The organism is Janthinobacterium sp. BCJ23 (genome assembly GCF_059617945.1).
The window spans coordinates 352,620-364,761 of record NZ_JCAQAW010000003.1; the positions used below are offsets into that span (position 1 = coordinate 352,620).

Genomic DNA, 12,142 nt, shown 5'->3' on the forward strand with positions numbered 1-12,142 from the left:
CAAGCCACGTAGGTCGGGTTAGCGCGCCAGCGCGTAAGCCGACAACATTGTTGGCACAAACCACGCCTTACTTTGCAGCCTGCTCGCGCGCCTTGCCGAACGCATCGCCCGCCTTCCACGCCGGCATCTTCGCCGCGTTGGCCACCGCTAGACCCAGGTTCAAGGTAAATTGCGCTTGCTGCGTCATGCCCGACAAATCCCAGCTGGCGTCGTACTCATCGGTGACTTGATGATAGCGGGGGCCATAGGCGGCGGCCTTGGCTTTCGACTTTTCCACGTCCTTGATGTACTCGCGTCCGCCATTGATGGAAAACGCGGGCACACCCGCCTTGGCAAAGCTGAAATGGTCGCTGCGGAAATAGCCGCCGGCCAGGTCGGGACGCGCTTGCGCGATGTGCATGCCCATGGCTTTGGCGGTTGCCGCCGCCATGGCGCCCAGCTCCGTGCGCTCGCTGCCTTGCGCGCCGATGTCGTGCGTGGCGCCAACAAAGTTCAGGCTGTCCAGATTCAGCGCGGCCGCCGTCTTGTTCAACGGCCATAGCGGGTCGGCCGCATACGCGGCGCTGCCCAGCAAGCCCTGCTCCTCGGCCGCTACCCACAGGAAAATCTGCGTGCGCTTCGCAGGCTTTTTCACGGCTTCCTGCGCCATGGCCAGCAAGCCGGCCGTGCCCGAGGCATTGTCGACGGCGCCGTTGTAGATGGTATCGCCAGTATCTCCCTGCTTGCCCAGGTGATCCCAGTGGCCACTGTAAATGACGGCTTCATCCTTCAATGCCGGGTCGGTACCCGGCACCATGCCGGCGATGTTGAACTGTTCCACCTTGCGCACGATGGACTTCATTTCGCCCGACAGCTTGGCATTCAAGGCGACGGCCTTGAAGTCCTTGCTTTCCGCCTGCGCGCGCAAGGCGTCCAGGTCCTGGCCGCCGGCCGCAAACAGGCGGCGCGCCGCGTCTTCCGCGATCCAGCCCTGCAACGGCGTACCGGCCGTGCGGTCCGCCAATTGAAAACGTTCGCTGCCACTCCAGCTATTCTGTACTACGCTCCAGTCGTACGAGGCCGACGGTTTCGTGTGGATCAGCAAGACGCCAGCCGCGCCCTGGCGCCTGGCTTCCTCGAATTTGTAGGTCCAGCGGCCGTAATACGTGAGCGCCTTGCCGGCGAAACGATCCGGCTCGGCAATGGTCGGCTGCGGGTCGTTGACCATCATGACGACGATCTTGTTTTTGACATCGACACCCTTGAAATCGTTCCAGCCCTCTTCCGGCGCCGTGATGCCGTAGCCGACAAATACCAGTGGCGCGTCGAACGTGTGCGCGGCAACGGAGTCGCCCGTGGCCCAGACCCAGTCCGGACCGAAGGCCAGCGGCACGGCCTTGCCGTCCGCCATCGCCTGCAGGCTGCTATCTTGCGGCAAGGACTTCACGCCGGCGATTTGCACGCTCTGGCGGTAGCTGTTGCCGCGCACGGGTTTCAAGCCGGCCATCTGCGCCTGGGTTTCCAGGTACGCCACCGTCAGGTCAGCACCGCGCTGGCCCGTGCCGCGGCCTTCCAGTAAATCGTTGGACAGGAAGGCCAGGTGGGCGCGCAAGGGCGCTTCCTGCACCACGGGCAAACCGGTCGCGGCGTGGGCGGAAAACGCCAGCGCGGTCAAGGTCAGGGAAGAAAACAGCTTCTGCATAAGATCCTTTGGGTAAGAGGAGGAAAGCGGTACGGCGGATAGCCAAGCCGGCGATTGTATGCCATGGGGAAAGGCGCATCAAAATGCGGACGAAAAAAATCCCCGCGGCAAGGGCGGGGATGTTTCAGGAAGAACGCTCAGACCAGCAGGGCGGCCGCCAGGGATTCGATCTCTTCCGCCGATTCCTCGAGGATGGTGTGCAGGGTGCTGCCGCCGATGCCGAAATCGATCTTCGCCGCCGCCTGGCGCCGCGCGGCGCTTTCCGGCGGATGCAAAGGCGAGCCGACGGGCGACAGATCGTTGGCCAGCACCAGGGTCGCGCCCAAGGTGCGGGGCGGGAACGTGCTGCCGCCGTGCCACATGCCTTCCACGGCTTGCAAGACCAGGTCCGGCACTTGCAGCTGGCGCAGCACGCCGCGGCCGATCAGCTTTTCGCCGTATTCGATCCAGTCTTCGGTATTGTCGTCCAGCAAACCCGGATATTCCTCGGCGCGCGACAGCAGATAAAAGCCGCCCACTTCGTGCACGATGGCGGCGAACATGGCCGTTTCCACGTCCACGTGCGTGACTTTCTTGGCGATCACCTGGCTCAGCGCGGCCACATGGGCCGTGTGTTCCCACAGCCGGGCCGCCTTGGCGCGCAATTGCGGGTCCGTGATCTGGCTGCCCAGCTGGCGCACGATGACGGACGCCACCATCGATTTCAGGGTGGCAAAGCCCAGGCGCGAAACGGCCGCGCGCACATTGGCGATTTCATTGCCGGAACGGTTGTAGGCGGCCGAGTTGGCCAATGCCACGACCCGGGCCGACAGCAGCGGCTCGGCCATGACCATGCGAGCGGCCGCTTCGATATGGCAATCGGGGTCGTCCAGCGCTTCCTGCAGCTTCAAGGTGGCCTTGACGTTGGCGGGGAACGTCAGCTCGCCCTTGCTCGCTTGCAGCGCGATAATCTTGAATACTTCCAATCTGTCCATGGGGCAATCTCCGGTACGGGCCTGTTCAGGCTTTGCTGTGTGGGTGGGCCGGGAATGCGCTCCCGGCCCTGCTCCCGTTTCCGGCAATATTACAGCAAGTTTATACTCAAACCTATTACTTTCCGGAAACTTTCCCGGCCACGCCTTCGACAAAATAATCCATCTTCGTCAGCGCCGCATCGTCCAGCACGCCTTTGTCCAGGCGTACCTTGCCATCGTTATCCTTGATCGGTGCGCTGAACGGATTGAGCTTGCCAGCTACCAAGTCTTTCTCGCGCGCCAATACAAACTGTTTCACGTCGGCCGGCACGGCGGCATTGATGCCTTCCAGCTTGACCATGCCATCCTTGATGCCGCCCCAGGTGCTGCTGGACTTCCACGTACCGTCCAGCACGGCTTGCGCCTGCTTCGTGTAGTAATCGCCCCAGTGGTGGGTGACGGCGGCCAGCTGCGCTTTCGGTCCGTATTTTTTCATGTCCGAGTGGTAGGCGATCGCATACTTGCCCTTCTCTTCGGCCGCCTGCACCACGGCGGTCGAGTCCGTGTGATGGGTGACCACGTCGGCGCCCTGGCCGATCAGGGTGATGGCCGCGTCGCGCTCCTTGCCCGGGTCGAACCAGCTATTGACCCACACCACTTTCACTTCCGCCTTCGGGTCGACACTGCGCATGCCGCGCGTAAAAGCGTTAACTCCCTGCAACACTTCCGGGATGGGGAATGCCGCCACATAACCGGCGACGTGGGTCTTGCTCATCTTTCCCGCCAACACGCCGGCCAGGTAGCGGCCCTCGTAGAAACGGGCATTCGTGTTGGCCACATTGACGGCCGTCTTGTAGCCCGTCAAATGAATGAACTTCACATTAGGAAATTGTTTCGCCACCTTCAAGGTGGGATTCATGTAGCCGAACGAGGTCGTAATGACCAGCTTGCTGCCCGTCTGCGCCAGGTCGCGGATCACCCGTTCCGCATCGGCGCTCTCCGGCACGTTTTCCACGTACTTGGTGGTGATCTTGCCGCCCAGCGCCTTTTCCATTTCCTTGCGGGCCTGATCGTGCTGGGTGGTCCAGCCCGCGTCGCCAATGGGGCTGATATACACGAAGCCCACATTCAGCGGAGCGGCAGCGGGCGCGGCGGCCATGGCGGGCATGGAGGACATCAGCGCAGCACCGCAAACGGCGGCGCACAACAGTTTCTTGGACATGGTTTTCCTTGTGGTCAGTGATTAATTTCCGGGATTGAAATTTTTCCCCAGCGAAGCGGGCATGTTGAGCTTGATGTAATTGGCGTTGCTGGAAATGAGCACGAGCACGACGATGGCCGCCACGTAGGGCAGCATCGACAGCAATTGCGACGCAATCGGTACGCCCAGCGCCTGCGCGTGGAACGTCAATATCGTGATGCCGCCGAACAAATAGGCGCCGCCCACCACGCGCGCCGGGCGCCAGGTGGCAAAGGTCGTCAGTGCCAGCGCGATCCAGCCCCGCCCCGCCACCATGCCCTCGACCCACAGCGGCGTGTAGACGAGCGACAGGAAGGCGCCGGCCAGGCCGCAGCAGGCGCCGCCGAACAGCACGGCCGCCAGGCGGATGCGGCGCACGGGATAGCCGAGCGCATGCGCGGACGCGGGCGACTCGCCCACGGCGCGCAGCACCAATCCTGCCCGCGTGCGGTACAAAAACCAGGCGATGGCCAGGCACAGCAGCAAGGACAGATACACCATCGGATGCTGGCGGAACAGGGCCGGCCCCAGCACGGGAATATCTTCCAGGAAGGGGATGCCGAAGCGGCCGTTCTGCAAGCTGTTGCCCACGTACTTCAAGCCGATATACGTGGACGCGCCCGCGCCAAACAGCGACAAAGCCAGACCCGTCGCATACTGGTTCGTGCCCAGCCACACGGTCAGCCAGGCAAAGAAGCCGGACAGCACCATGCTGGCGCCCGCCCCTGCCAGGAAGCCCAGGGTGGGACTGCCCGTGTTGACGGCCACGGCAAAGCCCGTGATGGCCGAGACCAGCATCATGCCTTCCGCGCCCAGGTTGACCACGCCCGCTTTTTCATTCACCAATAAACCGAGCGCGGCCAGCATCAGCGGCGTGCCCGCATTGATGCTGGCCGCAATCAATGGCGCGATGGTCAGGGCCAGGTTATCCATGTTTTCTCCAGCGCAATTTGTATTGGATCAGCACGTCGCAGGCGAGCAAGGCAAACAGCAAGATGCCCTGGAACACGCCGGTAATCGCACTGGGCAATCCGAGGCGCGACTGCGCCAGTTCGCCGCCGATATAAAACAGGGCCATGACGAAGCTGGAAAAAATCACGCCCACGGGATGCAAGCGTCCCACGAAGGCGACGATGATGGCGGCAAAGCCGTAGCCGGGCGAGACCGTGGGCGTCAACTGTCCCATCGGCCCCAGCACTTCGCAGGCGCCCGCCAGGCCGGACAGGGCGCCGCAGATCAGCAAGGACGACCACAAGGTCTTGCGCGAAGAAAATCCCGCATAGCGGGCGGCGGCCGGCGCCATGCCGCCCACGCGCAGGCGGAAGCCGGCAATGCTGCGGGATAAATACAGCCAGCCGCCCAGCGAGGCCAGCAAGGCGAAGACGATACCTACGTGCAAGCGCGTATCGCTGATCACCATCGGCAGCAGCAAGCCGTCCGACAGCAGTTTCGACTGCGGAAAATTGAAACCTTCCGGGTCGCGCAGCACGCCATACACAAGATAGCTGAGCAGCAATTGGGCGATGTAGACGAGCATCAGCGAGACGAGGATTTCGCTGGCGTTGTAGCGGTCGCGCAGCCACGCCACCAATCCCGCCCACGCCATGCCGCCCGCCATGCCGGCCACCAGGGACACGCCGATGATGGCCGCGCCGCCGACGCCATCGTCGAGGTACAGCGCGGCCGCGCCGCCGCAGATGGCGCCCAGGGTCAACTGCCCTTCGGCGCCGATGTTGTAGATGTTGGCGCGAAAGCAGATGGCCAGGCCGACGGCGATCAAGAGCAAAGGCGCCACCTTGAGACCCAGCTCGGACCAGCCGTGCGCGTCGCGCAAGGGTTCGACAAAGAAGACGGCCAGTCCCGCCAGCGGATCGTGTCCCAGCGCAATAAACAGCAGCGCCCCGCACAGCACGGTGAGCAAGACGGCCAGCACCGGCGACAGCCACGACATCAGCCGCGACGGGGACGGACGGGCTTCCAGGCGCAAGGCAAACTTAGCCATGGGCTGCCTCCTGCGGCCACAACCCGCTCATCCATTGCCCCACCTGCGCCACGCTGGCCTCGCCCACGTCGAGCGACGGCGAGATTTTTCCCTTCGCCATCACCAGCAAGCGGTCGCTGATGTCGAACAATTCATCGAGTTCCTCCGATACGACCAGCAGCGCGCAACCGGCGTCGCGCAGCGCCAGCAATTCGGCGCGGATTTGCGCGGCCGCGCCCACGTCCACGCCCCAGGTCGGCTGCGCCACGACCAGCACCGTGGGTTCGCGCATGACTTCGCGTCCGACTATATATTTCTGCAAGTTGCCGCCCGACAGGCTGCGCGCCAGCGCCTGCGGCCCGCCTGCCTTGACCTGGAAACGGGCGATGATGGCGGCCGCCCGCTGCGCGATAACCTTGTGGCGCACGAAGCCGTGGCGGATGGTGGCCGGTGTCTGCAGGCTCAACAAAACGTTGTCCGCCAGCGCCATGTCGGGCACGGCGCCGCGTCCCAGCCTTTCCTCGGGCACGAAACCGAAGCCCAGGGCGCGCCGGCGTCCCGGCGGCAAGCGTCCCGCTGGCGTGCCATTCAGCACGATGCTGGCGGCGGGGGCGCGCATGTCCTCGCCCGACAGGGCCGCCAGCAATTCCTGCTGGCCATTGCCGGACACGCCCGCGATGCCGACGATCTCGCCCGCACGCACGTCGAAATGGATATCGATCAATTGCGTGGCAAACGGGTGGCTCTTCGGCAAGTTCAGGCCCCTGACACTCAGCATGGCCGCACCGGGCGTGCGCGTCACGCGCGTGACGGCCGGCGGTTCGGCGCCGATCATCATGCGCGACAGGCTGGCCGCCGACTCTTGTGACGGGTCGCATACCCCCGCGTTCTTGCCGGCGCGCACCACCGTGCACGTATGGCACAGGGCGCGGATCTCGTCGAGCTTGTGGCTGATGTAGAGGATGCTGCAGCCTTCGGCCGCCAATTGGCGCAAAGTGGTAAACAGTTTTTCGACGGCGCCCGGCGTCAGCACGGACGTCGGCTCGTCGAGGATCAACAGTTGCGGCTTGGCCAGCAAGGCGCGCACGATTTCCACGCGCTGGCATTCGCCGACAGACAAGGTGTGGACGTGGCGCTGCGGTTCCAGGTCCAGGCCGTACTGGCGCGCCGTGTCTTCGATGCGCTGAGCCAGCTCCGCCATATTGGTGCCAGCGGGCAAACCGAGGGCGATGTTTTCCGTCACGGTCAATGTGTCGAACAGGGAAAAGTGCTGGAACACCATGGCGATGCCGAGCGCCCGCGCGGCCGACGGGTTGGCGATCTCGACTTCGCGGCCATTCCACAGGATGCGGCCGCCATCGGGCTGCACGGCGCCGTAAATGATTTTCATCAGGGTCGATTTGCCGGCACCGTTTTCACCGAGCACGGCATGGATCTGTCCGGGCGCGACGTTGAGACAGATGCCGTCGTTGGCCACCACGGCCGGATAGCGCTTGCTGATATCGAGGAGTTCCAGGCGTGCCGTCATTGTTTTTTTCGTGCCTCGCTGCGTGGTATGCGGGATGTTGATCGGTGAAAAAAATCAACACTCTGTCTCTATCGTATCGGCATCCGCGGCGCTTGGGGAGCGGGCGCGGCGGCGCGCATTTCTATTTCCGCAAAAAAACAACACCTGTATACAATTTTGAAAAAAATTATCAGCTTTGCAGCGGCTGCCTTGCCCCGCAAGGGCGGGAAGGTGCGATGATTATATGCAGGAACTGATAGTAAGTATGCAGACAAGACATATCGCCCGACGCGGCGCTTCTCGCATCATGGATTGAACGGTGCGCAATTTTCCTCATCGCAGCGCTTCGTGCGCACTACGCACCCTGCTATCCCCCGTTCCCGTTTTATCACATCATCAGGAGCCGAAAGTGCCAAAAACCCTACCGTGTCTGTTGCTTTGCCTCACTACCACCCTCGGCGCGGGCGCGACCGCCCAGGCTGCCGAATGGAGCGATACCGCGCTGAGCTGGCGCGCCGGCAACGACTACCGCGAGCCGTTCAATCCGGACGACATCAAGAAAAACATCTTCGCCATCACGCACGCCAGCGGCTACAAATACGGCAGCAATTTCGTCAACCTCGATTTCCTCATGTCCGACAGCAAGGACCCTGGCGCGCTCGGTAAAACGTCCGGCGCGCAGGAAGCGTACCTCGTGTACCGCAACACCATCGACATCGGCAAGGTGCGCGGCAGCGACATCAAGTTCGGCCCCGTGCGCGGCGTCGGCGTCACCCTCGGTTTCGACGTCAACACCAAGAACGACGTCGGCTACAACTCGCGCAAGCGCATGCTGGTAGCCGGCCCTACCCTGATGTGGGACGTGCCCGGCTTCTTCAACACCAGCCTGCTGTTGCTGCGCGAAAGCAACGCCCCCAGCGGCGCCTTCCAGCCCATCTCGCAAGTAACAGGCCGCTACACGTATAAAACGCACGCCATGCTGACGGGCGCCTGGGGCATCCCCCTGTCGCCGCTGTTCTCGTTCGAAGGCTTCTTTAACCTCATCGATTCGAAAGGCAAGGATGAAGTGGGCCGTGACACGGCGGTGGAAACGAACATCGACATGCAGGTGATGTTCGACGTGGGCGCGGCCCTGGGCAGCGCCAAGAACACCTTCCGCGTGGGCCTGGAATACCAGTACTGGAAGAACAAGTTCGGCAACTCGCCCGCCACCACGGGCAACGTGGGCCAGACGGCGAAGACGCCGATGATACGTGCGGAGTATCATTTCTAATTGCAGCAATCAATACCCACGAACGTAGCGAATGCCGGCATGGAAACTTTGTGCTGGAGAGACTACGTTCGTGGACAGCCACTACAGTATGACAAAGGCAAACGGAGCTGATTGCACACGCCCGTGTGCTTTCCGCATTTGACACGTCTGATTCCCTCCACGATACTTGACGCTTGCTCCACTCCGGTTAACAAGCGCCGTCGCCGCTTTGCCAGCACGCATGAACAGTCTTCTCTCCTCCTCCCCCTACATCGGCCGCTTCGCCCCCTCCCCCTCCGGTCCCCTGCACATGGGCTCGCTCGTTGCCGCCATGGCCAGTTATCTTGATGCGAAGGTGCATCGCGGCACGTGGCTGTTGCGTATCGAGGACCTGGACTATGACCGCAATGTCGAGGGCGCCGACGTCGGCATCCTGGCCAGCCTGCAGCGCTGCGGCATGCATTGGGATGGCGAGGCGACGTGGCAGAGCCGGCGGCTGCCGCTGTACGAGGCGGCGCTGAAGCAGTTGCAGGACGATGGGCTCGTGTATGCGTGCGGCTGTTCGCGCAAGGAAATCCAGGATTCGAATTTGCAGGCCGGCGCGCCGAAAAATGGGGCCGCCGTGTATCCGGGCACGTGCCGCCACGGTTTGGCGCCGGGCAAGGCGGCGCGGGCCTTGCGGCTGCGGGTGCCGCAGGGGGCCGATGCGGTGTACGCTTTTACCGACCGCTGGGCGGGTCCGCAGCGGCAGGACCTGGCCAGCGAGGTGGGCGACTTCATCGTGCTGCGCGGCGATGGCTACTGGGCGTATCAGCTGGCCGTCGTGGTCGACGATGGCGCGCAGGGGATTACGCAGGTGGTGCGCGGCGCGGACTTGCTCGACTCCACGCCGCGCCAGCTGTATCTGCAGGATGTGCTGGGCTTGCCGCACCCCGGCTTCCTGCACGTGCCTGTCGTTACGAACGACAGCGGCGAAAAGCTGTCCAAGCAGACGGGCGCCCTCGCCTTCGATACAGGCACACAAGCCGAACTGCTGACGTCGGCGCTGCTGCCGGCCACCCGCTTCCTCGGCCTCGACGTGCGTGCCGACAATGTGGAAGATTTCTGGCGGCAAGCCATTCCCACCTGGGCGCAGCGGCTGGCGCGACTTCCCGAGCGCACATAAAAAAACCCGCCGCGGCGCGAACCGGGCGGGTAGCAATGCAGGCGCCAGCCGCTAGGGCCGGCGCCTGGTATCAGGCAATTAGAAGTTGCCTTTGAACTGCACACCAAACTGACGTGGCTCATTGATGAAACCCGTACGGTTGTTGAAGTCGATGGCGCCCGTGATGCGCTGGGTATCGGTGATGTTGCGGCCAAAAACGGCCATTTCATACTTGCCAGCATCCCAGGTGTAGCCCACGCGCAAGCCGCCTTCGACCATTGCCTTGCCGGTGAACTCGGTCGCTTCATACAGGAAGAAGTTGATCTTGCTGCGGTAAGCCCAGTCCGTGAAGACGAAGAATTCGCCGTTTTCCATCGGGATCGAATAACGGCCCGTGGCGGTGATCGTCCACTTCGGCGCTTGCGGCAATGGATTGCCGTCGATGATGGCACGGTTGCCGGTGGTCAGCGAATCGGTCACGGTGCAACGCGTTTGGGCGCAGGTAGCGATCGACAGGCTTGGATCCTTGATTTCCGTGAAGTTGTAGCTGCCGCCCAGGGACATCTTCAGGCTCGGCGTGACAAAACCTTCCAGTTCCAGTTCCGCGCCGCGGCCGTTCGTCTTCGCTGCATTGATCAAACGCGTCACGTTCGAGGTGCCGCCAACGACCGTCAATTGCTGGTTCTTCACCTGGTAGTTGTACAGGCTGAAGGCCACGCGGGCGCGGCGCTCGAACAGATCGGCCTTGATGCCGGCTTCGAACGAGGTGATCGTTTCCGCATCGGCCACGGTGACGGGCACGCTGGTGCTGGCCGGAGCGATACTTGGCGCGCGGAAACCGGTGGCGACACGGCCGTAGAAGTTCACGTCCTTGTTGTATTTATAGGTGCCGCTCAAGTCCCAGTTGACCTTGGCTTTGCTGACATCGGCGCTGGTCGGGCTGACCTGCACGATGTTGGTCGCTTCCACCGTGTTGAAATCCTTCTTGTCCTTGGTGTAGCGCAAACCGGCGCGCAGCATGAAGTCATCGTTGACGGCGTAGTTGACGGAACCAAACGTTGCCCAGGCCGAGTTCTTCTGGCGGCTGGCCAGGTGCGTGGTCAGCGCATGCGTGTTGGTATCGAAGTTGTCGGTGAAACCGTTGGCATCTTCGTTGAAGTAGTACACGCCAGCCTGCCAGTTGAGCGGACCGGCATTCTTCGATTCGGCGCGGAATTCTTGCGAGTATTGCTTCACGCTGGTGATGCCGCCGGCCGTTTCAACCTGGAAAGGAATGAAGCCAGGACCCGTTGGCGTGCCGCCATCGATGTCACCATGCGACACATAATTGCCGACCTGTTCAAAGCCGGTGACCGAGTACAGTTTAATACCGTCCAGGTCCCAGCTCAGGCGGGCGCTGGCGCCGTTGGTGCGCAGGCGCTGGAAATTCGGTGCATTCGTGAACGACTTGTTCGGGTCGAAACCGTCAACGATATCGTTCGTGCCCTGCTTGATCATGTTGGCGTAGAAGATGCGCGCGCTACCCGTGGTACTGCGCTGGTGCACATTGAACAGGGCGTTGAACATGGTGTTCGGTGCGTACAGCAGTTGCACGCGTTCGGCGTGTTCGTCGTAGCCGTCCAGTGCGTTTTTCTGGCCTGTAAACGTGTTGTCGACGTAGTCGTCGCGGTGCTGGCGCAGGGTCGAGAAGCGCAGCGCCCATTCTTTGCTCAGCGGCACGTTGACGGCGCCGTCGAAGTTGGTCGTGTTGTGCGTGGCGGCGGAAACGTTGTAATAGCCTTCAACCTTGTCCAGGTTCGGCTTGACGGATTCGAACTTGACCACGCCGGCAGGCGTATTGCGGCCGAACAATGTACCTTGCGGGCCGCGCAATACTTCCACGCCAGCCACGTCGAAAATCGGATAGCCCTTGAGGATAGGATTTTCTTGCACGACATCGTCGTAAATCAGGGAAACAGGTTGCGATGCAAAGATGTTGAAGTCGGTGTTGCCGTAGCCGCGGATGTAGAAGCGGGGGAAGGTGCGGCCGTTCGACGATTCCACGTTCAGGCTCGGCACTTTGCCAGCCAGCACGCGGATATCCTGACCGCTGGAGACCAGCACGTCGAGCTTTTCATCGCGCAGCAGCGACACGGAGACGGGCACGTCGCGGATATTTTCCTTGCGGCGCTGCGCCGTCACGGTCACGGTTTCCAGCTGGCTGGCGGCGGGCGCCGTATCAGCAGCGACTTCATCTGCATAAGCCGAGCCGATAGGCAGGGCAGCGGACAGTGCCAGCATGGCGGCGCTTTTGGCGCACAACCGCTTGTGCATCTTGGACATCTTGATCATGTTGTTTCCCAGAAGTTTAAAAAAAGAATTGCGAAACCTGTCTCCGGCTTATG

General features: G+C 62.4%; 9 protein-coding genes. 2 read left to right on the forward strand and 7 right to left on the reverse strand.

What is annotated here, in order from left to right; translation table 11 throughout:
* Positions 1–67: 67 nt before the first annotated feature.
* The 6 genes from AC54AG_RS13250 to AC54AG_RS13275 form a co-directional block, all read right to left on the reverse strand.
* Positions 68–1,681: a M28 family peptidase gene (locus AC54AG_RS13250; protein WP_496630594.1), complete on the reverse strand. Its 1,614-nt coding sequence runs from the start codon at positions 1,679–1,681 to the stop codon at positions 68–70.
* 137 nt (positions 1,682–1,818) lie between these two features.
* Positions 1,819–2,655, reverse strand: a complete 837-nt coding sequence (locus AC54AG_RS13255; RefSeq protein WP_128140386.1) for an HDOD domain-containing protein — start codon at positions 2,653–2,655, stop codon at positions 1,819–1,821.
* Positions 2,656–2,770: 115 nt separating this feature from the next.
* On the reverse strand, positions 2,771–3,856 hold the full coding sequence (locus AC54AG_RS13260; RefSeq protein WP_331777517.1) for a BMP family ABC transporter substrate-binding protein: 1,086 nt from the start codon (positions 3,854–3,856) through the stop codon (positions 2,771–2,773).
* A 21-nt stretch (positions 3,857–3,877) separates the two neighbouring features.
* A complete protein-coding gene (locus tag AC54AG_RS13265; RefSeq protein WP_070303295.1) occupies positions 3,878–4,807 on the reverse strand; it encodes an ABC transporter permease in 930 nt (309 codons plus the stop codon).
* Positions 4,800–5,876: an ABC transporter permease gene (locus AC54AG_RS13270; RefSeq protein WP_331777518.1), complete on the reverse strand. Its 1,077-nt coding sequence runs from the start codon at positions 5,874–5,876 to the stop codon at positions 4,800–4,802. The genes AC54AG_RS13265 and AC54AG_RS13270 overlap by 8 nt, the downstream gene beginning before the upstream one ends.
* Positions 5,869–7,383, reverse strand: coding sequence for an ABC transporter ATP-binding protein (locus tag AC54AG_RS13275; protein ID WP_331777519.1), 1,515 nt, complete (start codon positions 7,381–7,383; stop codon positions 5,869–5,871). The genes AC54AG_RS13270 and AC54AG_RS13275 overlap by 8 nt, the downstream gene beginning before the upstream one ends.
* Before the next feature lie 388 nt (positions 7,384–7,771).
* Here AC54AG_RS13275 and AC54AG_RS13280 point away from each other — a divergent pair, with 388 nt between their 5' ends.
* Together AC54AG_RS13280 and gluQRS are read left to right on the forward strand one after the other, a co-directional pair.
* Positions 7,772–8,635 carry an outer envelope protein gene (locus AC54AG_RS13280; protein WP_496630595.1) on the forward strand — a complete coding sequence of 288 codons (864 nt, stop codon included), beginning with the start codon at positions 7,772–7,774 and terminating at the stop codon, positions 8,633–8,635.
* Positions 8,636–8,801: 166 nt separating this feature from the next.
* Positions 8,802–9,779, forward strand: a complete 978-nt coding sequence (gene gluQRS / locus AC54AG_RS13285) for a tRNA glutamyl-Q(34) synthetase GluQRS (RefSeq protein WP_496630596.1) — start codon at positions 8,802–8,804, stop codon at positions 9,777–9,779.
* A gap of 78 nt (positions 9,780–9,857) precedes the next feature.
* Here the strand turns inward: gluQRS and AC54AG_RS13290 are convergent, their stop codons facing one another.
* On the reverse strand, positions 9,858–12,089 hold the full coding sequence (locus AC54AG_RS13290; protein WP_496630598.1) for a TonB-dependent receptor: 2,232 nt from the start codon (positions 12,087–12,089) through the stop codon (positions 9,858–9,860).
* Between the last annotated feature and the right edge of the window lie 53 nt (positions 12,090–12,142).